The sequence below is a fragment of the Thermogymnomonas acidicola JCM 13583 genome (assembly GCF_001316105.1).
Lineage (GTDB): Archaea > Thermoplasmatota > Thermoplasmata > Thermoplasmatales > Thermoplasmataceae > Thermogymnomonas > Thermogymnomonas acidicola.
Genome location: NZ_BBCP01000001.1, coordinates 54,742 through 74,482 on the forward strand (window position 1 = coordinate 54,742; position 19,741 = coordinate 74,482).

Consider the following 19,741-nt stretch of genomic DNA (forward strand, 5'->3'; position numbering starts at 1 on the left):
AGGACGCAAGCCACACTTTCCCGGAGGCCTCTTGTTGCCCTGGAGGCCATGGGAAACCGCCAGTTCGAACTGCCTGCAGGTCGAGTGCGAAACAATTTTATACAGATTCCATATTCAGTGGTCGTGACGGCCATAACAGCGGTGTCACACCCGGTCTCATTCCGAACCCGAAGGTAAAGGCCGCTGTGTGCCGCGTTGTACTGTCTTCCGCGAGGGGGGGACGGGAAGCGCGGCTCGCTGTCATGCTTCTGAAAGTTTCTCGATGTGCCGGTGTCTCCTAGCAACAGGACATTGCCGTGGATGACTATTAAAGAGTGAGGTTGAAGGCAGGTTTATTGCCTTCTGTCAGCGCATTACCTTGTCAATTGAAAACCTGTAAGCGTCCACCTCACTCCTGACCTCTTCCCTCCTGGCCCTGAGCTCCTCGAGGAACTCGTTTATCTTGTCCGTCGCTATCTGCTTCATCTCTCCGCTGAGCAGTGCCCCCCCTCTCCTGTACTCCTCGTAGACTTTCCTCACCTTCCCCCCCTGGTCCGGCTCAAGCAGTTTATATATGTTGTAGGCGAAGTCTATTTCCGGCACCGCACCGAACTTCCTCTGCTCTTCTGCCGTGGCCCTGCCCCCCCAGAGAATGCGTATTTCATCATCTTCTTCCTCACGGTCTTGGGGGTCGTCGTCCAGGTAGATGCCCGAGTTCGGATCCGAGGAGGACATCTTGCCGGAGCCCTTGAGTGCAGGCATGAACTTTGAGATGATTGAGGATGGCTTCCTGTAGCCTATCTTCGGCAGCACGTCCCTGGCCACAAGGAAGTGGGGGTCCTGGTCGATGGCGTATGGTATGAGGCACCTCTCGTCCCTCCCTGTGAGTGCCGGGATCAGGAAGGCCGGGACCGCCTGCATGGATGTGAAGAAGAACTTGCCAACGTTGTCGCTGTCAGAAAAGCCGAAGACATCCCTGGCCAGAGAGACGTTTATGTGCCTGGCGACCCGGATGGCCTGGTTGTACAGTATCCCTGCCTGCTCACTGTCCACTATTATGTGCGTGTTCTCGGGCCTGAAGCGAGGGAAAGGATGTCCAGTATGTTCTCCTCAGTGTACTTCCTTATGTCCTCCATCTCCAGGTCTCTGAAGAGGAACTTCTCGTCATCAGTTATCTGGATGAGGAGGTCAGCTCCGAACCTGTCCTGCAGCCACTTTGTGAATATGAACGGTATTAGGTGGCCAAGGTGCATCTTGCCTGATGGCCCCCCCTGCCGGTGTAGAGGTAGAAGCGCTTTCCACTCCGGTAGTCGCTGAGCAGCATGTCGAGGTCCCTATGTGCGAAGAAGGTCCCGTTTGTGATGTAGGGATGTACCTCGCCAGCGGCGCTCCTTATCATCTCCGTCAGTTCTGGATCGATGATCTTCGCGCCGAACTCCCTTGCGACCTTCTGGTAATCAGTGTCCGTGAGCTCCCCCCCCTGGACCTCCCACGGTGTTATCTGTTTCTCCTGAGCCACGTCAGCGTATCCCAACGTCTCTATAAACTTTGATTGCACCCCCCCTACCCCCCCCATGCCTCGGGAGCGCAACCGGGGCCGCCACACGGGCTTTCAGCACACCGTGCGGGAGTATAGGGGATTCAGGCTTAAGGCCCTTGGAAAAGCAGGTTTTTACGTTCTTGGCCCGTGAAGCAGGGGGGGAAACTTGTGGAGGCCCAGGGCCTCACACCCTCATGAACAGGTCCCTCTCTATCTTGGCCTTCATCTGTGATAGTTCGCTGGGCTTGTATATGCCGTATTCTGTTATGAAGCCGGTGACGTACTTCGCAGGTGTCACGTCGAAGGCCGGGTTCTTTGCCCTGCTCTCCTCTGGGCCTAGCCTCTTACCGTTAACGAAGAGGACCTCGTTCTCGTCCCTCTCCTCTATGGGTATCTCATCCCCCCCGCTTTTCAGGGAGAAGTCAAACGTGCTCCCGGGGGCTGCCACGTAGAATGGTATCCCGTTCTCCTTTGCCAGCACAGCCTTCTCATATGTGCCGATCTTGTTTGCGAAGTCCCCCCCGTTGGAGGCTATCCTGTCAGCACCCACTATTACAAGGTCCACCTCGCCCCCCCTCCTCATGTAAAAACCGGCGGCGTTATCCGCTATTATTGCGTGGTCTATGCCCTCCTGGGCCAGCTCCCACGCGGTCAGTCTGGCACCCTGAAGCCTCGGCCTCGTCTCATCCACGAACACGAACGGGTTCTTGCCCTCCATCTTTGCAAACCTGATCGGGGCAAGCGCAGTCCCCCCAGTCAAGGACGGCCAGGGCCCCTGCATTGCAGTGTGTCAGTATCTTCCCGTTCTCCGGTATGAGCTCGTTCCCGTACTCGCCTATCTTCCTGCACCTGCCGGATATCTCGTTCGCGTACCTCCTGGCAGCGTTCATGTCGTAGTTGTTCTCCTTCATGTAGCGTATGGCCTTGAAGAGGTCGTAGGCTGTTGGCCTGGTTGAGCCTATCTTCCTTACCGCGCTCTCCATGTCCTCTCCGTTCATCTTTGCCAGGCGAGGCCATATGCCGCGGTCACTCCTATGGCCGGTGCCCCCCTTACAACCATGTCCTTTATTGCGAAGGCTATGTCGTCGGAATTCCTTGCCTTGAAGACCTCAACGCTCTCCGGTATCTTCCTCTGGTCGATGATCTTGACAACGTTGTCCTCAAACCACACTGCAACGAGAGTCCTGACCTCGCCCTCTATTGCTACCTTCATACCTCTGCATACCTCCTTCTCTTAAAAAATGATCTGCACTCCCTCTCCACCTCCTCCAGCTCCGGGGAGGGGTGGATCTCCTGGAATGGCTCAACCGTGTAGCTGGAAGGTTCGGCCTCTCCAAGCACGATCCTTCTGAAGAGGTAGTTGTGGATCACAGGCACCTCATACTTCGATATGACCTCCACGACCCTCTTCACCCTCTCCTGGGCCTCCCTTGCCTCTTCTTTCTCCCCCCCGTGTACTATGACTGCTGTGAGGTTGGTGAAGTTCGCCGTGGAGCATATGCCCCCCCCTCTGCACCAGCCTCTATGGATTCGAGGAGCACGCTGTCCTTGCCCTGGAAGACGCTGATGCCAAGGCCTGCAAGTTCAGCGATCCTTTTTACGCTCCCCCCCGAACTGTCCTTGATGCCCACCACGTTGCTGCACTCCTCATGGAGCCTTCTCACGGTCTCCAGGGAAAGTGATGTCCCTGTAAGGGCGGGGGGGTTGTCGTAGAGGTAAACATCGAGATCCAGCGAGGAGGATATGAGTGAGAAGTAGCGGAACATGGAGGCCTGGCTGTACCTATGGTAGTATGGCGTGACCAGGACCGCCCTTCTGATGCCCAGGTCAGAAACGAACCTACCCATCTCCAGGGTCTCATCCACGTTGTTCCTGGAAATGCCTGCAAGGACCTCTACACCGCCCTGGCTGGCAGCGAATTCCATGAGCTCCATGTGCTGCTTCCTGCTCAGGGCCGCAGACCAGCCGGTGGAGGAGCCGAAGAAGAGGCCGTCAAAGCCCATGGCCCTGGCAAACTCAACGAGCCTAGATGCCGCCTCCCTGTCCAGGCTGCCGTTCCTGAACGGGGTCACGGCGGCGACCATAGCCTTTGCCATGCGTCTCAATCCCCCCCTGGCTGCTATTTACGGTTTGCGTGCGGACGCAGAAGATCTCGGAACGTTTATATTGGGTCTAATAATCAACGTCACCGCAGCTCAAGGGGGGGCCCGTAGCTCAGCTAGGTAGAGCATCTGGCTTTTAACCAGGTGGTCGGGGGTTCAAACCCCCCCCGGGCCCGCAGGAGGGGGGGATGAGGAAATGGCGAAGTTCAACGTGCTCAAACACGAGCTGGTGCCAGAGCACCACCTGCTCAGCCCGGAGGAAGAGGATAAGGTTTTAAAGGAGTTAGGGATATCAAAAGAACTCTTGCCAAAGATAAGCAGGAGTGATCCAGCGGTGCTGGCTTTGGAGGAGATAAATGGCCCTATTGAGGAAGGTAGGGTCATTAAGATAATCAGGAAGAGCCCAACCACTGGATATGCTGTATATTACAGGGTTGTAACGAGTGAGGTTTTCAGATGAGGGAGCTAGTGGATGTTTTCTTCAAAAGGGAGAGTGTAGTCAACCATCAGATCGAATCGATGAACCACTTCTACGCCGAGAGGGGAGACCCGGACAACGGCATGCAGGCCATTGTGGACGAGACAAAGGTTACCGATGAGGATGAGCCAGGCGTGATCGTCCTCGACCCCCCCAGCAAGACCGGCGGAAGGGACATAAGGATCTACTTCGGCAGGATCAGGGAGAACGGCAGGCCCGTTGGGGAACAGACAATATGGGTTGAGAAGCCAGAGATCAAGGAGGCCTCCGGTGCCTCGAACCAGATAACGCCGAATGAAGCGAGGCTCAGGGGCCTGAACTACGTGGCCCCCCGTCATACTGAAGCTCAGGATCGTCGAGGACGGCGTGGAGAAGGAGCCTGAGACGCTCAAGATTGGGGGGGACATACCTGTGATGGTCAGGTCAAAGATATGCACGCTCTACGGCACCAACCTCGACCAGTATATAGAGAAGAACAACGGGCCGGTGAACGCCACAAGGACGGAGAAACTACAGTATGTTGGCGAGGACCCGGATGACCCGGGCGGTTACTTCATAATCGGCGGTTCAGAGAGGGTCATAGTGTCGCTGGAGGACCTTGCGCCAAACAAGATAATGGTGGAGTACGAGGAGAAGTACGACACCAAGGTCGAGGTGGCAAAGGTATTCTCACAGCAGGGCGGGTACAGGGCACTGACATCCATGGAGAGGGGGGGCAGTGACGGCATTATCAACGTCACGATTCCCAGCGTGGCAGGTACGATCCCCCTCGTGATCCTGATGAAGGCCCTTGGCCTGGAGAGGGATGTGGACGTGCACAACGCCATTGCGTCAGTGCCGGAGATGGAGCCCATAATATACGCGAACCTTGAGGAGGCCAGGAACCCGAAGAACCTGCCCCCCCCAAACGGCGTGAACAACCAGGAGGACGCCATAAACTACCTGGAGAAGAGGTTCGCGGCCGGCCAGGCCAAGGAGTTCAGGGAGAAGAGGGTTGCGCAGATGCTGGACAAGAACCTCCTCCCGCACCTGGGCGACTCGCCGGAGGACAGGCTCAAGAAGGCGATATACCTGGGCAGGATGGCGAGGTCCCTGCTCGAGCTGCACCTGGGCATAAGGAAGGAGGATGACAAGGACCACCTGTCGAATAAGAGGGTCAAGCTGGCCGGAGACTGATGGATGAGCTGTTCAGGAATGCCTTCCAGGCTGTCATGAAGGACCTCAAGTACCAGCTGGAGAGGACATACAACAGGAAGAAGTCGCAGATAAGGCTAAAGCCTTCCGTGAGGCAGGATCTGCTAACGCAAAAGCTCCAGCACGCCATGGCCACGGGGGGGAACTGGATCGGCGGCAGGACAGGGGGGGTTTCACAGCTTCTGGACAGGGTCTCCAACGTGAGCACCATAAGCCACCTGAGGAGGATAATATCGCCCCCTCACGCGTTCGCAGCCGCACTTCGAGGCCAGGGACCTCCACCCGACACAGTGGGGGGGCAGGATATGCCCCAACGAGACGCCTGAGGGCCAGAACTGCGGCCTGGTCAAGAACGCTGCCCTCATAATCAACGTGACCGAGGGCGTCGACCCCCAGTCTGTCCTCGAGTTCCTGCGCTCCCTCGATGTGAAGGAGGTCATGGAGGAGAACCCGAACGCAGGCAGGGTGTACCTGAACGGTGACCTCGTTGGCTACCACGATGACCCAGAGGGTCTCACCAACAGGATAAGGGAGGAGAGGAGGAAGGGCAGGATCTCCGATGAGGTCAACGTGAGGTGGGACCCTGGCACGAGGGAGGTCATAGTGAACTGCGACAGGGGCAGGATCAGGAGGCCCCCCCTGCTCGTCCTCAGGAACGGAAACACAGTCATCGATTCGACCATGCTGAAGCGCCTTGAGACAGGCGAGTACTCGATAAAGGACATAACGAGGAAGGGCGCCCTGGAATGGTCGATGCGGAGGAGGAAGAGAACCTATACATAGCGGTCTATGCTTATGACGTGCCTGAGAAGTGCCCGTCATGCGGTGAGTACCTGTACCGTGGCAAGGTGGACTGGTGGATCCAGGCGAGCCCAGCAGCAGCGGCGACAAGGTAACGCTTGAGTGCCTGTACTGCCACGGCAGGTTCCAGTCCAGGAAGCTGATAACGGAGGAGCACACGCACCTTGAGATCGACCCTTCGTTCATACTGGGCGTTGTTGCATCTGTAATACCGTATCCGGAGCACAACTCCTCGCCGAGGATCACGATGGCAGCTGCAATGACGAAGCAGTCCATAGGCCTCTCAGCCACGAACTACAGGATAAGGACGGACACGAGGGGGCCATGTGCTCCACTACCCGCAGGTCCCGCTGGTGAAGACCAGGATCATGGACTTCATAAGGTACGAGAAGAAGCCAGCCGGGCAGAACTTCGTCGTTGCGATCCTCTCCTACCAGGGCTACAACATACAGGACGCCATCATACTCAACAAGGCGTCTGTGGAGAGGGGGGGTCTGGGTAGGAGTTCGTTCTTCAGGACTTACGAGGCGGAGGAGCGCAGGTACCGGGAGGCCAGGAGGACAGGTTCGAGATACCTACCCACGACGTCCTGGGCGCCAGGGACGAAAAGTACTACAAAAACCTGGACGATAACGGGATAATAAGCCCAGAGATGGAGGTTGAGGGCTCCGATGTGCTGGTAGGAAAGACCTCCCCGCCGAGGTTCCTGGAGGAGGGCGCTGAGAAGCTGGGGGGGCCACAGAGGAGAAGGGAATCGTCAGTGACCATGAGGCCCAACGAGACCGGCATTGTGGACAACGTCTTCCTCACCGTCTCAGAGAGCAACAGCAGGATAGTGAAGATCAAGGTGAGGAGCCTCAGGATCCCGGAGCTTGGCGATAAGTTCGCCTCCAGGCACGGCCAGAAGGGTGTCATAGGCGCAGTCATACCGCAGGAGGACATGCCTTTCACCGAGGACGGCATAATACCTGACCTCATATTCAACCCCCCCCACGCCGTGCCTTCGAGGATGACTGTGGGGGGGCACATACTGGAGATGATAGGCGGCAAGGTTGCCTCCAGGCGCGGTGACTTCGTCGACGGGACTATATTCAGCGGGGGGGAGCCAGAGCAGAGCCTGAGGGCTGCACTGGAGAGGCTAGGGTTCAGGAGATCCTCCAACGAGGTCATGTACGATGGCGTGACTGGAAGGAAGTATGTGGTCGACATCTTCACAGGCGTCATATATTACCAGAAGCTGCACCACATGGTTGCCGGGAAGTTCCACGCGAGGTCGAGGGGGCCGGTGCAGATACTCACCAGGCAGCCAACGGAGGGCCGTTCCAGGCAGGGAGGCCTCAGGTTCGGGGAGATGGAGCGCGATACCCTGATAGCGCACGGTGCGGCAATGGTGATAAAGGACCGCCTCCTGGACCAGAGCGACGGCACGATACTCTACGTGTGCGGGAACCCGAAGTGTGGCCACATAGCCATACTGGACAGGAGGAAGGGCACCCTGAAGTGCCCGGTTTGCGAGAATACAGGCAACATACACCCCCCCATAGAGACGAGCTATGCCTTCAAGCTGATGAGGGACGAGCTCGCTTCCATGGGTGTCATGATGAGGTTATCCCTGGGTGATCTCAAATGATGAGTGGTATTTCGAAGAGGATAAACAAGATACAGTTTGCCCTGCTCTCACCTGAGGAGATCAGGAAGATGTCCCAGGTGAAGGTCATCACAGCCGACACATACGATGACGACGGCTACCCCCCCATTGAGAGGGGCCTGATGGACCTCCACATGGGTGTCATAGAGCCGGGACTGAAGTGTGCCACCTGCTACGGACGCGTTGATGAATGCCCTGGGCACTTTGGCCACATCGAACTGGCCATGCCAGTGATACACGTGGGCTTCGTGAAGGAGATAAAGACGATCCTGGAGAGCACGTGCAAGGTGTGCGGCAGGATAAAGCTCACGGACGACGAGATCAAGATCTACAGGGAGGAGATGAGCAACCTGAACTTTGCCCAGGGTGACCCCCCCGAGGTAATAGCAATCAAGTCGAAGAAGATCACGGACCTGGCATCTTCCAGGATGGTCTGCCCACACTGCGGCGCACAGCAGAGCAAGCTCATCCTGGACAAGCCAACAACGTTCAGGGAAGAGAAGGTGGGCATAAAGGTCACCCCAAAGGAGATAAGGGAGAGGCTGGAGAGGGTGCCGGACGAGGACCTCATATTCTTCGGCCTCAACCCGGAGGTGGCAAGGCCCGAGTGGATGGTCCTCACAGTGCTGCCCGTGCCGCCCATAAACGTCAGGCCCTCCATAACGCTAGAGACGGGAGAGAGGAGCGAGGACGACCTCACCCACAAACTCGTTGACATAATAAGGATAAGCCAGAGGCTCAGGGAGAGCAGGGACAACGGGTCGCCGCAGCTCATAATAGAGGACCTCTGGGACCTTCTCCAGTTCCACGTCACGACCTATTTCGACAACCAGACAGCAGGCATACCTCCGGCGAGGCACAGGTCAGGCAGGCCACTGAAGACGCTGGTCCAGAGGCTCAAGGGGGGGAAGGAGGGCAGGTTCAGGTCAAACCTCTCGGGCAAGAGGGTAAACTTCTCCGCACGCACGGTCATTTCCCCCCCGGAACCATTCCTCTCAATAAACGAAGTGGGTGTGCCAGAGAGGGCTGCCAGGGAGCTCACTGTGCCGCTTGTGGTGAACGCCTTCAACATTGACTATGTGCGCGAACTGGTGAAGAGGGGGCCCGAGCCCGTGGATGAGCAGGGAAGGTACGTCACCGGCGTCAACTACATCATCAGCCAGACGGCAGGAGGATAAAGATAACTGCGCAGAACGCCGAGGAGAACAGCAAGAGGATAGACATCGGCTGGGTCGTTGAGCGCCAGCTCACTGAAGGCGACATAGTGCTGTTCAACAGGCAGCCGTCACTCCACAGGATGTCCATGATGGGCCACACCGTCAGGATACTGCCCGGCCACACCTTCAGGTTCAACCTGCCTGTATGCACCCCCCCGTACAACGCTGACTTTGACGGGGACGAGATGAACCTGCACATAATTCAGAAGGAGGAGGCCAGGGCCGAGGCCAGGATCATAATGAAGGTGCAGGAGCAGATAATGTCACCCCCCCGTTTCGGCGGCCCCCCCATCATAGGCGGCATACACGACCACATAACAGCACTGTTCCTCCTCACCCACGGCAACCCCCCCAGGTTCACTGCCGAAGAGACCATGCACATGCTCTCCTACGTGGACGTCCCGGGCATGCCACAGGCAGAGATCGTGGACGGCAAGAAGTACTACAGGGGGGGTAGGGACATATTCTCGCTCATCCTGCCCAAGGACCTCAACCTGAGGTTCACGAGCAAGCTCTGCTCCTCCGCCAGGGAGAGGTGCGAGTACGAGGACGACCCTGCTGACAAGGAAGTTGTCATAGAGAACGGCAGGATGGTCCACGGCACGATAGATGAGGCTGCCATAGGCCCGTTCTCCGGCATAATCATAGACAAGATGTTCAGGAAGTACGGGCCCGAAGAGACTGCGAAGTTCATAGACAGGATGACCAGGCTCGCTGTTGGCTTCATAAGCCTGAGGGGGGGGTTCACCACTGGCATAAGCGACTACGACATACCGGAGAGCGCAGTGGCCAGGATAGATGAGATCTCGCAGGAGGCCATAGAGAGGATAGACAGGCTGATCGATACCTACAGGCAGGGCCAGCTGCAGCCTATGCCCGGAAGGTCTGTGGAGGAGACCCTGGAACTGGAGATACTGAGCGAGACAGGCAAGGTCAGGGACGAATCGGGAAAGATAGCATCACAGTACCTTGGCCTGAGCAACCCATCTGTCATCATGGCTAGGAGCGGTGCGAGGGCCAAGATGCTCAACATATCTGAGGTGGCCGGAATGGTGGGCCAGCAGTCGGTCAGGGGGGGTGGCAGGCTCAACCGCGGCTACTACGGCAGGACACTGCCACACTTCAGGATAGGTGATATGGGAGCCATGGCACACGGCTTCGTAAAGTCGTCATACAAGCAGGGCCTGAACCCGCTCGAGTACTTCATGCACAGCATAGGGGGGGAAGGGAGGGCCTTGTGGATACCGCTGTGAGGACGTCAAGGAGCGGCTACATGCAGAGGAGGCTGATCAACGCCTTCGAGGACCTCAAGGTGGACGAGGCAAGGAGGGTGCAGGACACCGTGGGCGCAATGATACAGTTCAGGTACGGTGAGGACGGCGTCGATCCCACGAGAAGCGACAGGGGGGGTTCCACCCTGGACCTAGACTACATAATCTACGACGAGGTGGAGGCGGGACAGTGAAGGCCCTTCTATGGAGAGAGCTGAAGCAGAGGCTCAACGAACTAGCGTCGAGGATCCCCCCCGTGAGGTACGCGGTTGAGTTCAAGGTTGAGGGCGAGGTCAGGGAAGCTACATATCCGTAGACGGGAAGACGCTGAAGTGGAGGGTGAGCATATCGTCCATCGAGCCGTATGAGAGCGGGAAGGAGGACCTGGCGAAGAGGAAGAACCAGCTCCACTCGATCCTGGTGATCGATAGGATAGAGGAGATAGAGCATATCGATCTCGGAGTTCTACCAGGACGGAAAGAGCCTCCGTGAGCTGAAGGGATACGCTGTGGCTGAGAGAAGGCCAGCCACAATAGAGGAGAAGAACGAGTACGAGAGAGCCATATCCGATGGCGCAAGGCAGGTAATGGAGGACTTCAGGCAGATGGGCGTGGAGATCCAGGTGTCCCTGGCGGAACAGCTGGCGGAGAGGAGGAAGGGGGGGCTCACAGAGGAACAGTACAGGAGGGTCATCAGGAGGGTTGCCGCGGAGCTGGAGAAGAGGTACATCGACCCGCACGAGGCGGTGGGTATCATCGCTGCGCAGAGCATAGGAGAACCTGGTACGCAGATGACCATGAGGACCTTCCACTTCGCAGGCGTCAGGGAGATGAACGTGACCCTGGGCCTACCGAGGCTCATAGAGATAGTGGATGCCAGGCGCATACCCAGCACTCCTTCGATGACCGTTTACCTTAAGCCTGAGTTCGAGCAGAACGAGGAGGTCGTAATGTCGGTGGTCAAGAGCCTGGAGAACACGACACTCCTGGACGTTGCGGACATAGTAACGGATGTCACGGAGATGACGCTCTACATAAGGCCCGACACAGACAAGATGCGTGAGAGGATAGTGGACAGGCAGGATATACTTAGCGCACTCGAGAAGGTAAAGAACGTAACGGTGGTGGAGAACCCCGACACAGATGAGATCATAGTGAAGCCACAGCAGGAGTCATTCAAGAGGCTCTACCAGCTCCAGGAATCCCTGAAGGAGCTGACCATAAAGGGGGGGATACCGAAGATAAGGAGGGCCATAGCCAGGAAGGAGAGTAACAGGTGGGTCATATACACGCAGGGCTCGAACCTCAAGGAAGTGCTTCAGATAGACGAGGTCGATGCCACAAGGACTTACACGAACGACATAATAGAGATATCCGAGGTACTGGGCATAGAGGCCGCGAGGAACGCAATATTCCTGGAATCGCAGAGGACACTGCAGGAACAGGGCCTGGAGGTCGACATAAGGCACCTGATGCTCGTTGCGGACACCATGACGTTCAGCGGCGCAGTGAGGGCTGTGGGGGGGAGGCAGGGCATATCGGGCAGGAAGAGCAGCGTCCTGGCCAGGGCTGCATTCGAGATCACGACAAAGCACCTTTTGAGGGCTGGTCTCCTGGGCGAGGTTGACACGCTGTCAGGCGTGGCGGAGAACATCATCGTGGGGGGCAGCCGATCACTCTGGGGGGGACGGGTGCGGTTAACCTTGTCTACAAGGGGGGGATCAGGCGTAAGAACAAGGGAGAATGATGCTTCACATGAAAGAGGTAACTATAGATAACAGGATAATGGGTTACATTGCTCTTTTCGAAAAGCTCGGGAAAGTGGAGACAAGGGAGTGCCTGGAGAACGAGGACATGATCCTGTTCATTGTGGGTGAAAGGAGGCTCTCCGACCTGTTCAAGAAGAACCCTAACATAATATCGGAGCTGAGGGAGAAGACGAACAAGCACATCCTGGTCGTGGAATACTCCAGGGACCTCCTCACCTACGTGAGGAACATATTCTTCAGGTTCGGGGGGGTGAAGGAGGTTGAGGTGGTCTGGCGCTCTGGCCAGATCGACATATCGGTCTCCGTTGACCAGGGCGAGATAGGCCGGGCCATAGGGAAGGAGGGCAGGAACATAAAGCTCTTCAGGGAAGCGGTACAGAGACACTTCAGCAACGTCCGGAGCCTGAACATAAAACAGTGAGGCAGGCAGCAGCAAGGGTCAAAAGGTATATGAATGACAACGCGATGCCAAAGCCTGGGTGGGACCGCACTCCACGGTCCGGTGGGGGGGTGCCAGGGCCAGCCGGATAATCCTATCTTCTCACAGGGAGGATCGGATGAGGGGGAGACGATGATGTGAGCAACGAGGAGCCTGAAGAGGCAATCACAAGGGTGATACTGCCCAACAAGAAGAAGGGTGAGATGTTCGGAGTAGTGGAGAAGCTGTCAGGTGCTTCGCACCTATCCGTCATGTGCGAGGACGGCTTCACCAGGACGGCAAGGATACCTGGAAAGATGAAGAAGAGGATGTGGATCAAGGAGGGTGACCTGGTCATAGTGAAGCCCTGGCAGTTCCAGAACGAGAAAGCGGACGTCGTTTACCGCTACACCCAGACCCAGGCCAACTACCTGAGCAGGAACAACATGCTCCCCGAGGTCATCAACATATTCAAGCAGGCATGACCGACGAGGAACTTTCAGCCCTTGAGAGGCTCATAAGGGACCGGGAGTTCTGGAGAAAGTACGACCTTGACTACAAGACGGAATCGCTTGTCTTTGACAGGAGGACCCTGCAGGCCCTCTACGACCTGATGCACAGGAACTCCGTGCCATACATCGATTTTCCAATATCCTCTGGGAAGGAGAGCGTTGTCTTCAAGGCCTACATGTCCGGGAAGCCCGTTGCCATAAAGGTCTTCAAGATGACAACGCTCAAGTTCCACAGGATATGGGAGTACATTGAGGGGGGGGATCAGAGGTTCGCCAAGGAGAGGATCGACAGGTCTAGGTACGTTTACATATGGTGCAGGAAGGAGTACACAAACCTTTCTGAGATGCAGAGGGCTGGGGGGGTAAGGGCGCCCAGGCCCATTGACTTCGAGAGGAACGTCATGATGATGTCATACCTGGGCACCAAGCAGAGGCCTGCGCCGCAGATCAGGAACTACGAAGGCGCCCGCGACCTATTCGGTGAGGTAGTGGAGCAGCTGGTCGCAATGTACAAGAAGGCGAAGCTGGTGCATGCGGACCTGTCGGAGTACAACATACTCGTCCACAGGAGGAAGCCCTACTTCATAGACGTGGCGCAGGCGGTGAGGGCCACGCACCCATCCGCCGAGGACTTCCTGAGGAGGGATGTGCACAACGTGTGCACATTCTTCAGGAAGCAGGGTGTCGACGCCGATCCGGCCGAGGTTCTCTCACAGCTCGGCATCTCTTCCTAGGTGGTCAAAATATTAATAGCATCGTTGATTGTGGATCGTTCCCAGATCACGTTTCCCTGATGCGTTAGGGGGGGTGGTCGAAATAGGGGGGGGCAGCTGATCGTTGTGAAGATACCGAGGGACAGGGTGGCTGTGCTGATAGGACGGGACGGTGCGACCAAGGAGGCCATAGAGAGGGCGGGAGATGTCAGGATACACGTTGATTCAAGGGAGGGTGAGGTGACCATTGAAGGAGGTAGCGACCCCCCCCTGAAGGCGGTGATAAGCGAGAGCGTGGTGCAGGCCATAGGGCGGGGGGGCTTCAACCCAGCAAGGCCATGTACCTGTTCAACGAGAACTGGCAGCTCATCATAATCTCCCTCAGGGAGTTCGCCAGGCCTGGCTCCAGGCGGATAGAGGAGCTCAGGGGGGGCAGGATCATAGGTAGGGAAGGGAAGACCAGGAGGATCATAGAGGAGCTGACATCCACGTTCATCTCAGTCTACGGTGACACGGTATCGATAATCGGTGACTACATTTCCGTTCAGTACTCAAAGGAGGCTGTGGAGATGCTCATAAACGGCAGGAGGCACAGGACCGTCTACCGCTTCCTGGAGCAGAAGGTTGGCGAGCTGAAGGCCAGGAGAATAGAGGAAACTTTTGGCTGAACTCTAAAATATTATATTGTGAGAAAGCATATGGGCCTGAAGCGGGGGGGGTGGGGGGGGTAGTCAGGAAATCCCGACGGGCTCATAACCCGTAGATCGATGGTTCAAATCCATCCCCCGCTATTCTCCGTAGAGTTCCTCGATCTCCTTTATGAGTCCACCTATGTCGGATTTGCCGATGGGCTCAGACGGTTCGATACCCATGGACCGGAGGGTGGCAGCGGTTGGAGGGCCTATTGCGAACACCATGGGTGTTGCACCGCACTCCCTCATGCATTCTGAGAGGGCCTGGGCCTCAAACGACGAGGTCACAAGCACACCCCCCCAGGAATTACGGATCTTCGTGCAGTCGCATGGCAGCCTTTCGACCTGTAGATGGGGATATCAAGTACCTGGAACTCGTCAGAGAGGTCGCCAACATCCCTGCCATGGTCGCTCCTGAGGAAGCATATCCTTGAACCGGAAGGTATCTTCTCCCTTATCTCCCTCTTTAACCCGTCGGTGTCCATCTGCCCGGTACCAAGGGGGGGCTGAGGCCAGCCTCCCTCAGGACGCTGGCAGTGGCGTTGCCTATGGCCATGGAGAGCCTCTCCCTGAGCCACCTGGCCGGCAGGTGCCTGAGTGCCAGCCTTGCACCGTACTCGCTGGTCAGCACAACCACATGCGGCCTGAAGCTCATCGCTCTCTCCATGGCAGCCTGTATGTCACCGATCGGAGAGATCCGTGTCAGCGGCACCATCACGAGGTCGAAGCGGTTGCTCGTGTACCTGAACGGCTTCTCTGCAGGCCTGGTAATGGCCAGGACCTCACGCCCATCACCCGACCCTGTACCGTAGCCGGGAGGTATGGAGGCAGCAATCGCACCGGATATCTCCTCAAGCTCCCCCCCGGAATCGGAAAACTTCTCCAGGAAGTGCACACTTTCGCTGGAGTGCATGGAAAAGAACCTTGCCTCCACGGTGTAGCGCCTGCCATCAGGCCTTACGAGTATACCAGCGGGGACAGAGCAGCCGAGCCTGAGCCTGCCGGAGACCTGCCGCTCGAACCTGAAGCACTCCATGGTCTCGCTATGGGAGAGCGGGGGCCAGCTCCCCCCCGGATATCTGGGAACCGGCCCTGGCCACAACCGCTATGATCCCCCCCTGGTTCGGCTGTGGGACGAATATGCTGTCGGGTAGCCTGTGCCTGACCGCATCTATCCCTAGCCTCTGCAGGCCCGCCTCCGCCAGGATGAGGCCAGAGACCTCGCCAGAGCGCATCCTGGATATCCTGGTGTCCACATTGCCCCCTCAGGTCCTGTGCGACCAGGTCTGGCCTCCAGAGCGACAGGGCCTTCTGCCTCCTTATGCTTGAGGTGCCTATCCTGGAGCCTGGCCCAAGGCCATCGATACCGCTGTCGGTGACCATGACGTCCCACCATGGCCCCCCCCTGGGCGGCGTGTGGCAGACCACAAGGCCGGGCTCCAGGGAAGAGGGCATGTCCTTAGCGCTGTGCACTGCAATGTCCGCCTCGCCTGAGGCGACCAGGTGGTTCAGGAGCTCAACGAATATCCCGGTCCTGGACATCTTGTGCAGCGGGGTCTTCCTGTCCACGTCTCCGTGGCTGTCAAGGCCCACTATCTCCCACTGGTGCCCCAGCTCCTCCAGGACAGAGAGCACCTCCCTGGTCTGCTCCATGGCCAGGTTGCTCCTCCTCGTGGCCACCCTGACCCTCACGCCCCCCCTGGTATCTGTTCCACTCTAATTAACTGTGCCCAGAGGTCAAACTGCATTAATCTGCACGCCATCATGTGGCGATGCCCAGGTCCCTTGCGGTAGCGGTCAACAGGGAAAAGGCCGAGGAAACGATCAGGCTACTCGGAGGCCTGGTGGACAGGGAACTCAAAACCGTGCAGTCTGGCGAAGTGGTATACATACCAGTGAGGCGGGTCCCGGATCAATCCCTGGGCCTCAGGGTGGAGGCCGTGGACTTCCCCCGCCAGGGCCACCGCAGCCTCCCCATACATGAGGGTGGTGGAGATGCTCGGCACCGCTTCGGGCGTGCCAAGGAAGTATGTGAGGTACGGCGATGCGCTGGTCTTCAGGGAGGAGATCGGGGGGGGAGGATGTGGCGAGGGCCTACATGCAGGCAACGGGCTGCAGGAACGTGTACGTCATGGAGGGGGGGAAGGTCAGGGGGGGGAAGAGAGGATACCGTCCGTCAGGCGCATCCTCGGTCCGGGAGGGGGGGAAACGGTGCACAGGGAGAACGGCATAAGGTTCGTCTTCGATCCTGAGAGGGTCATGTTCTCCCCCCCTGGCAATGTGAACATAAGGGTCTGGGCATCCAGGCTCGATGCCTGGGGGGGCTGCACCGTCCTGGACATGTTCAGCGGCATAGGCTACTTCACCCTGCCAGTTGCAAAGTACGGGGATCCGGAGAGGGTGATCGCTGTGGACATAAACCCAATGGCCCTGGATTACCTGAGAAAATCCGCAGCGGCCAGCGGCATTCGCACCGGCATTGAAACGGTGGCAAGGGACTGCAGGGAGCTGCAGGGCATAAAGGCAGACCTCATCCTGATGGGCAACTTCAAGTCTGTGGCGTACCTGCCTGCAGCACTCAGGAACATGGGTGGTGTGGCAAGGATCTTCATGCACTACCTGGTGGACACATCCAGCCTGGGTTCGCACGCCACCATGGTGATGGGGAGGCTGAGGTCGTACGGCTTCGTGGGGGGGGAGGAACTGCACTCCGAGGTGGTCAAGTCGTTCGCGCCACACCTCTGGCACGTGGCCGCACTCTTCAGGGTGAGACGCACAACAGGCCCATTGCCCTGATGAGGGAGGGCGCCACATCGCTTATTATGCCCATGTAGCCGCTGTCCATGAACTCCATTGCCTCCCCCCCTATGCTGTTGACAGTCCAGGGTATGCACCTCTCCCTCTCCTTCCCGAGTTCCCTTGCCAGGCCGCTCTCCGGGACTAGCAGGTCGCACTCCCTCATCTCTTCCCTTACCATGTCGCCCAGGGGGGGGCTCTGGAGCGTCTGTACATCGATGTCTATTCCCGTAACGAACCGGGGGGGTACCTCTCCCTCACTTCCCTCGTCTTCCTGGGGGGGTCGAAGGATATGATCCTGCACTCCTTCACTGCCCCCCCTTCCTTCTCCACCATGGAGCACACGGCATCCACTATTCCCGGGTTCCTGTCCACGCCGTCAGGCCACAGGGTCTTGAGCTCGATGAACTTCACTATTCCCTTCAGGCCCTTCAGGGCATCCTGGAGGGACGGGATCCTGTAGGAGCCCTGGAGCTCGATGCCCCCTCACCTGAGACGAGTGCATCTCCACAATGTAGCGGTCAATGCCTGCAAGCCTCTCCGTTGAGAAGTCATGGAAGAGGAATGGAACCCCGTCCCTGGACAGCTGGACGTCAAACTCAACCGCTCCCACACCCATGCGCCTTGCTGCCTGGAAAGATTCAAGGGTGTTCTCAAGGGCCTCATGGGGGGGTGCTCCCCTGTGGCCCACAATGCAGAAACCGTCAGAAGACACATGGGGGGGGTATGTTTCCAGGTATTAACTTTTTCCCGATTTCGGTGCACAGTGCGGAAGGCCCCCTCCTACCATGTTGTGGGGGGGGTGCGCAGTAAAAAGGTATAAATACGTTATAAAGTTATGAAACCCTGCAAATGAGTGGTTACAGGAATAGTAATTACAGGAACGGAAACTACAGGGGCCAGGGCTGGAGTGACAGGGGGGGCCCCCAGCAGAGGAGGGTCAAGAAGCTCGACATGTCAAGGAGCGAGGAGTTCAGCTACCTTCTCGGGAGGATAGTGGAACCCCCCCTACCTGAGAGCGTGAGGGGGGGGCCATAATGGGCGGCATATACTCCATTGCCTCCAAGAAGGGGGGGGCAAATGAGGCAAAGGAGTTCATAGTCAGGAAGAGGCAGGAGGGTGTCATAGACAGCGAGATGGGAAAGAAGCTGATCGACCTGATATTCGACTACTCCAAGTACAGATGAGCGATCTCTCGGAGCGTGTGGAGAGGTACCTGAGGCTCAAGGAGGAGGCGCTCTCCGTTCTCAGCATAGGTGTGCCTCGGGATTCGTTCCTTTACGCATTCGCTTCTGATTGCCTGGACATGGCAAGGCGCTATTTTTCCGATGCGGAACACTTCCACTCGGTCGGTGACGACATAAACGCCTTTCCGCCATAAACTACGCCTATGGGTGGATCGATGCAGGCGTTAGGCTTGGCGTCCTAGACGGAAAGGGCGACCACAGGCTCTTCACCCACTACCGCTAGCGAGTGAAAGTATATTATTTCAGGTCGTAATATCGGTTAACTTACGTTCAGGGCTGATCAGATGGCTGGAAAGAACAATCCTAAGGGTAACCAACCGGCGCAGGCCGATAAGAAAAAGGCAGAGGAGAAGGAGAACTTCCAGTATATTGTGAGGATAGCTAACCGGGACCTCGATGGCGAGAAGAAGGTCTACTTGGCACTGGCTGACCTGAAGGGTATAGGCCAGAGGCTCGGGATAATGATATGCAGGCACCTCGGCATAGACGAGGATGCAAGATCGGTGAGCTGCCGGAGGAGACCGTGGACAGGCTCAGGGAGTATGTGGAATCAAAGGAATACGAGGGCATGCCTGTGTGGGCACTGAACCACAGGAAGGAAATCGTAACGGGCCTGGACCTTAACCTGGTATCGAACGACCTGGAGGTGCAGGTCAACGATGACATCAACCTGATGAAGAAGATGCGTTCATACAAGGGCATAAGGCATGAACAGGGCAAGAAGGTCAGGGGACAGAGGACAAGGTCCAATGGCAGGAAGGGCCTTGCAATCGGTGTCATAAGGAAGAAGGACTGAGGTGGTTCAATGGGCGACCCTAAGTTCCCAAGGAAGAAGTATTCAACTCCGAGGCATCCATGGGAAAAGGAGAGGATAGAGGAAGAGAGAGGCCTGCTGATAAAGTACGGCCTGAAGAACAAGAAGGAGCTGTGGAGGGCACAGTCCCTGCTTGAGAACTTCAGGAGCCAGGCTAGGGACCTGCAGGCGAGGCTCAGGAGGGACGACCCGTACGCCAGGAAGCAGTTCGAGGCCCTCGTGGGCAGGCTCAACCGCTACAGCATCCTGGGCCCAGACGCCACCCTGGACGACGTCCTATCACTGGGCATTGAGGACATACTCCAGAGGAGGCTGCAGAGCCTGGTGCTAAGGAAGAACCTGGCCAGGACGCCGAAGCAGGCCAGGCAGCTCATCACTCATGGCCACATATCCTTGAACGGGCGCAGGGTCACCATCCCGGGAGTTCTCGTTGAGGGCTCGGTGGAGGACACCATAACCTATTATGAGTTCTCGCCCCCTCAGCGACGAGCTCCACAAGCTCAGGCAGGAGATAGCGGGCGAGGCCAAGGAGGAGAAGCAGGAGGGTGAGG

The 19,741-nt window shown here is 57.5% G+C and carries 22 protein-coding genes, 2 tRNA genes, 1 rRNA gene and 9 pseudogenes; 21 read left to right on the forward strand and 13 right to left on the reverse strand.

Annotation, left to right across the window (positions count from 1 at the left end):
- The first annotated feature begins 122 nt into the window (after positions 1-122).
- A 5S ribosomal RNA gene (gene rrf, locus JCM13583_RS00425) occupies positions 123-246 on the forward strand.
- Between the two features lie 99 nt (positions 247-345).
- Here the strand turns inward: rrf and JCM13583_RS11515 are convergent.
- The 6 genes and pseudogenes from JCM13583_RS11515 to JCM13583_RS00445 all read right to left on the reverse strand — a co-directional run bounded on the left by JCM13583_RS11515 (position 346) and on the right by JCM13583_RS00445 (position 3,615).
- Entirely contained in the window at positions 346-1,032 is a 687-nt protein-coding gene (locus JCM13583_RS11515; RefSeq protein WP_162509087.1) for a hypothetical protein, read from the reverse strand.
- Positions 1,033-1,034: 2 nt separating this feature from the next.
- Positions 1,035-1,232, reverse strand: coding sequence for a hypothetical protein (locus tag JCM13583_RS11520; RefSeq protein WP_162509088.1), 198 nt, complete (start codon positions 1,230-1,232; stop codon positions 1,035-1,037).
- Positions 1,214-1,537, reverse strand: a complete 324-nt coding sequence (locus tag JCM13583_RS11525) for a hypothetical protein (protein WP_162509089.1) — start codon at positions 1,535-1,537, stop codon at positions 1,214-1,216. Before JCM13583_RS11525 ends, JCM13583_RS11520 begins: the two co-directional genes overlap by 19 nt.
- A gap of 166 nt (positions 1,538-1,703) precedes the next feature.
- Positions 1,704-2,732, reverse strand: a pseudogene (locus tag JCM13583_RS00435) (S-methyl-5-thioribose-1-phosphate isomerase).
- Positions 2,729-2,932, reverse strand: coding sequence for a hypothetical protein (locus JCM13583_RS00440; protein WP_075056272.1), 204 nt, complete (start codon positions 2,930-2,932; stop codon positions 2,729-2,731). The pseudogene JCM13583_RS00435 and the gene JCM13583_RS00440 overlap by 4 nt, the downstream one beginning before the upstream one ends.
- Before the next feature lie 44 nt (positions 2,933-2,976).
- Positions 2,977-3,615: a dihydrodipicolinate synthase family protein gene (locus tag JCM13583_RS00445; protein WP_075056273.1), complete on the reverse strand. Its 639-nt coding sequence runs from the start codon at positions 3,613-3,615 to the stop codon at positions 2,977-2,979.
- Positions 3,616-3,722: 107 nt separating this feature from the next.
- Between JCM13583_RS00445 and JCM13583_RS00450 the strand changes: the two genes are divergently transcribed.
- From JCM13583_RS00450 to JCM13583_RS00495, 15 genes and pseudogenes are all read left to right on the forward strand, one after another.
- Positions 3,723-3,797, forward strand: a tRNA-Lys gene (locus JCM13583_RS00450).
- A 20-nt stretch (positions 3,798-3,817) separates the two neighbouring features.
- Positions 3,818-4,081 carry a DNA-directed RNA polymerase subunit H gene (locus JCM13583_RS00455; protein ID WP_075056274.1) on the forward strand — a complete coding sequence of 88 codons (264 nt, stop codon included), beginning with the start codon at positions 3,818-3,820 and terminating at the stop codon, positions 4,079-4,081.
- Positions 4,078-4,482, forward strand: a complete 405-nt coding sequence (locus JCM13583_RS11530) for a hypothetical protein (protein WP_162509090.1) — start codon at positions 4,078-4,080, stop codon at positions 4,480-4,482. Before JCM13583_RS00455 ends, JCM13583_RS11530 begins: the two co-directional genes overlap by 4 nt.
- Positions 4,466-5,275 carry a hypothetical protein gene (locus tag JCM13583_RS11535; RefSeq protein ID WP_171823303.1) on the forward strand — a complete coding sequence of 270 codons (810 nt, stop codon included), beginning with the start codon at positions 4,466-4,468 and terminating at the stop codon, positions 5,273-5,275. Before JCM13583_RS11530 ends, JCM13583_RS11535 begins: the two co-directional genes overlap by 17 nt.
- Positions 5,275-5,619 (forward strand): hypothetical protein, encoded by a 345-nt coding sequence (locus JCM13583_RS11540; RefSeq protein WP_162509092.1) that lies wholly within the window; start codon positions 5,275-5,277, stop codon positions 5,617-5,619. The genes JCM13583_RS11535 and JCM13583_RS11540 overlap by 1 nt, the downstream gene beginning before the upstream one ends.
- Positions 5,534-6,076, forward strand: a pseudogene (locus JCM13583_RS11545) (DNA-directed RNA polymerase subunit B); the annotation flags it as partial. The gene JCM13583_RS11540 and the pseudogene JCM13583_RS11545, both read left to right, overlap by 86 nt.
- Positions 6,040-6,189: a hypothetical protein gene (locus tag JCM13583_RS11550; RefSeq protein ID WP_162509094.1), complete on the forward strand. Its 150-nt coding sequence runs from the start codon at positions 6,040-6,042 to the stop codon at positions 6,187-6,189. The pseudogene JCM13583_RS11545 and the gene JCM13583_RS11550, both read left to right, overlap by 37 nt.
- 11 nt (positions 6,190-6,200) lie before the next feature.
- Positions 6,201-7,724, forward strand: a pseudogene (gene rpoB, locus JCM13583_RS11555) (DNA-directed RNA polymerase subunit B).
- Positions 7,724-10,424 (forward strand): annotated as a pseudogene (gene rpoA1, locus JCM13583_RS00465) (DNA-directed RNA polymerase subunit A'). The pseudogenes rpoB and rpoA1 overlap by 1 nt, the downstream one beginning before the upstream one ends.
- Before the next feature lie 112 nt (positions 10,425-10,536).
- Positions 10,537-11,976 (forward strand): annotated as a pseudogene (rpoA2, locus tag JCM13583_RS00470) (DNA-directed RNA polymerase subunit A'').
- A gap of 8 nt (positions 11,977-11,984) precedes the next feature.
- Complete coding sequence (locus tag JCM13583_RS00475) at positions 11,985-12,419, forward strand: antitermination protein NusA (RefSeq protein WP_075056463.1); 435 nt, start codon at positions 11,985-11,987, stop codon at positions 12,417-12,419.
- Positions 12,420-12,574: 155 nt separating this feature from the next.
- The gene (gene eif1A, locus JCM13583_RS00480) at positions 12,575-12,901 is read left to right on the forward strand and encodes a translation initiation factor eIF-1A (RefSeq protein ID WP_075056275.1); all 327 of its coding nucleotides are present in this window, start codon (positions 12,575-12,577) and stop codon (positions 12,899-12,901) included.
- Complete coding sequence (locus JCM13583_RS00485) at positions 12,898-13,662, forward strand: serine protein kinase RIO (RefSeq protein WP_075056276.1); 765 nt, start codon at positions 12,898-12,900, stop codon at positions 13,660-13,662. The genes eif1A and JCM13583_RS00485 overlap by 4 nt, the downstream gene beginning before the upstream one ends.
- Before the next feature lie 96 nt (positions 13,663-13,758).
- Positions 13,759-14,309: pseudogene (locus tag JCM13583_RS00490) on the forward strand (RNA-processing protein).
- A gap of 40 nt (positions 14,310-14,349) precedes the next feature.
- Positions 14,350-14,432, forward strand: a tRNA-Met gene (locus JCM13583_RS00495).
- Here JCM13583_RS00495 and JCM13583_RS00500 read toward each other — a convergent pair.
- From JCM13583_RS00500 to JCM13583_RS11560, 4 genes are read right to left on the reverse strand one after another with little or no spacing between them, the layout of a single operon-like run.
- The gene (locus JCM13583_RS00500) at positions 14,430-14,621 is read right to left on the reverse strand and encodes a hypothetical protein (protein ID WP_162509095.1); all 192 of its coding nucleotides are present in this window, start codon (positions 14,619-14,621) and stop codon (positions 14,430-14,432) included. The two genes, JCM13583_RS00495 and JCM13583_RS00500, sit on opposite strands and share 3 nt — an antisense overlap.
- Positions 14,618-14,818 (reverse strand): hypothetical protein, encoded by a 201-nt coding sequence (locus JCM13583_RS00505; protein WP_075056278.1) that lies wholly within the window; start codon positions 14,816-14,818, stop codon positions 14,618-14,620. The genes JCM13583_RS00500 and JCM13583_RS00505 overlap by 4 nt, the downstream gene beginning before the upstream one ends.
- A complete protein-coding gene (locus tag JCM13583_RS00510; RefSeq protein WP_075056279.1) occupies positions 14,800-15,369 on the reverse strand; it encodes a uroporphyrinogen-III synthase in 570 nt (189 codons plus the stop codon). Before JCM13583_RS00510 ends, JCM13583_RS00505 begins: the two co-directional genes overlap by 19 nt.
- A complete protein-coding gene (locus tag JCM13583_RS11560) occupies positions 15,291-16,025 on the reverse strand; it encodes a hypothetical protein (RefSeq protein WP_162509096.1) in 735 nt (244 codons plus the stop codon). Before JCM13583_RS11560 ends, JCM13583_RS00510 begins: the two co-directional genes overlap by 79 nt.
- A gap of 339 nt (positions 16,026-16,364) precedes the next feature.
- Between JCM13583_RS11560 and JCM13583_RS00525 the strand changes: the two genes are divergently transcribed.
- Positions 16,365-17,129 (forward strand): methyltransferase domain-containing protein, encoded by a 765-nt coding sequence (locus JCM13583_RS00525; protein WP_171823304.1) that lies wholly within the window; start codon positions 16,365-16,367, stop codon positions 17,127-17,129.
- Here JCM13583_RS00525 and JCM13583_RS13450 read toward each other — a convergent pair.
- The 3 genes from JCM13583_RS13450 to JCM13583_RS00540 are packed head-to-tail and all read right to left on the reverse strand — an operon-like array spanning position 17,095 to position 17,844.
- Positions 17,095-17,433, reverse strand: a complete 339-nt coding sequence (locus tag JCM13583_RS13450) for a hypothetical protein (protein WP_171823305.1) — start codon at positions 17,431-17,433, stop codon at positions 17,095-17,097. The two genes, JCM13583_RS00525 and JCM13583_RS13450, sit on opposite strands and share 35 nt — an antisense overlap.
- Positions 17,352-17,543 (reverse strand): hypothetical protein, encoded by a 192-nt coding sequence (locus JCM13583_RS00535; protein ID WP_075056283.1) that lies wholly within the window; start codon positions 17,541-17,543, stop codon positions 17,352-17,354. The genes JCM13583_RS13450 and JCM13583_RS00535 overlap by 82 nt, the downstream gene beginning before the upstream one ends.
- Positions 17,509-17,844 (reverse strand): glycerophosphodiester phosphodiesterase, encoded by a 336-nt coding sequence (locus JCM13583_RS00540; protein ID WP_075056284.1) that lies wholly within the window; start codon positions 17,842-17,844, stop codon positions 17,509-17,511. Before JCM13583_RS00540 ends, JCM13583_RS00535 begins: the two co-directional genes overlap by 35 nt.
- Before the next feature lie 137 nt (positions 17,845-17,981).
- On the opposite strand from JCM13583_RS00540, the pseudogene JCM13583_RS00545 reads away from it, so the two are divergent.
- From JCM13583_RS00545 to JCM13583_RS00560, 4 genes and pseudogenes are all read left to right on the forward strand, one after another.
- Positions 17,982-18,316: pseudogene (locus tag JCM13583_RS00545) on the forward strand (hypothetical protein).
- Positions 18,313-18,599: pseudogene (locus tag JCM13583_RS00550) on the forward strand (DUF357 domain-containing protein). Before JCM13583_RS00545 ends, JCM13583_RS00550 begins: the two co-directional pseudogenes overlap by 4 nt.
- 61 nt (positions 18,600-18,660) lie before the next feature.
- Positions 18,661-19,172 (forward strand): annotated as a pseudogene (locus JCM13583_RS00555) (30S ribosomal protein S13).
- Between the two features lie 9 nt (positions 19,173-19,181).
- On the forward strand, positions 19,182-19,739 hold the full coding sequence (locus tag JCM13583_RS00560; protein ID WP_162509098.1) for a 30S ribosomal protein S4: 558 nt from the start codon (positions 19,182-19,184) through the stop codon (positions 19,737-19,739).
- The last annotated feature ends 2 nt before the right edge of the window (positions 19,740-19,741 follow it).

What these genes read in the sequence shown, in the direction of transcription:
- JCM13583_RS11530 (WP_162509090.1), top strand. Translation starts at nt 4,078, where the DNA reads ATGAGGGAGCTAGTGGATGTTTTCTTCAAAAGGGAGAGTGTAGTCAAC.
- JCM13583_RS00485 (WP_075056276.1), top strand. Translation starts at nt 12,898, where the DNA reads ATGACCGACGAGGAACTTTCAGCCCTTGAGAGGCTCATAAGGGACCGG.
- JCM13583_RS00445 (WP_075056273.1), bottom strand. Translation starts at nt 3,615, where the DNA reads ATGGCAAAGGCTATGGTCGCCGCCGTGACCCCGTTCAGGAACGGCAGC.
- JCM13583_RS00475 (WP_075056463.1), top strand. Translation starts at nt 11,985, where the DNA reads ATGAAAGAGGTAACTATAGATAACAGGATAATGGGTTACATTGCTCTT.
- JCM13583_RS11540 (WP_162509092.1), top strand. Translation starts at nt 5,275, where the DNA reads ATGGATGAGCTGTTCAGGAATGCCTTCCAGGCTGTCATGAAGGACCTC.
- JCM13583_RS00505 (WP_075056278.1), bottom strand. Translation starts at nt 14,818, where the DNA reads ATGGACACCGACGGGTTAAAGAGGGAGATAAGGGAGAAGATACCTTCC.
- JCM13583_RS11550 (WP_162509094.1), top strand. Translation starts at nt 6,040, where the DNA reads ATGGTCGATGCGGAGGAGGAAGAGAACCTATACATAGCGGTCTATGCT.
- JCM13583_RS00510 (WP_075056279.1), bottom strand. Translation starts at nt 15,369, where the DNA reads ATGGAGTGCTTCAGGTTCGAGCGGCAGGTCTCCGGCAGGCTCAGGCTC.
- JCM13583_RS00455 (WP_075056274.1), top strand. Translation starts at nt 3,818, where the DNA reads ATGGCGAAGTTCAACGTGCTCAAACACGAGCTGGTGCCAGAGCACCAC.
- JCM13583_RS11520 (WP_162509088.1), bottom strand. Translation starts at nt 1,232, where the DNA reads ATGCACCTTGGCCACCTAATACCGTTCATATTCACAAAGTGGCTGCAG.
- JCM13583_RS00560 (WP_162509098.1), top strand. Translation starts at nt 19,182, where the DNA reads ATGGGCGACCCTAAGTTCCCAAGGAAGAAGTATTCAACTCCGAGGCAT.